This is a genomic window from Pseudomonas peli (genome assembly GCF_050563605.1).
Classification (GTDB): Bacteria; Pseudomonadota; Gammaproteobacteria; order Pseudomonadales; family Pseudomonadaceae; genus Aquipseudomonas; species Aquipseudomonas peli_A.
On the sequence record NZ_JBNXUH010000217.1, the window covers coordinates 1 to 420 of the forward strand.

General features: G+C 65.1%; 1 protein-coding gene. It reads right to left on the reverse strand.

Annotation, left to right across the window (positions count from 1 at the left end):
* Window positions 1–225 precede the first annotated feature (225 nt).
* A partial coding sequence (locus tag ACQ4LH_RS21525; protein WP_430698994.1) for a hypothetical protein occupies window positions 226–420 on the reverse strand: 195 nt, incomplete at its 5' end.

Here is a 420-nt window from a genome sequence, read left to right on the forward strand (position 1 = left end):
GGGGGTCGCCGGCGGCGTCGGATGTGTATAAGAGACAGCGCCAGATCGCCCACCCCACCCGCGCGGGACTCATCCAGCSGCCGGGTTAGATCGCCMCCGCCACCGCCAATTTCCACCAGCGCGGCGGTGACCTGACGGAWCGGCCGCWCCAGTCCTGTCTCCTATACACATCTGCCCCTGCCGCCCACCCGCCACGAGTGCTATAGTTTGGGCAAACGGAGTCGCTCATTTCGTCTCGTGGGCGCGGAGATGTGTAAAAGAGACAGCGCGGGACTCATCCAGCCGCCGGGTTAGATCGCCACCGCCACCGCCAATTTCCACCAGCGCGGCGGYGACCTGACGGATCGGCCGCACCAGTCCGCGCGACAACACCACCACCAGACCGAGGAACAACAAGGCCTGTCTCTTATACACATCTCC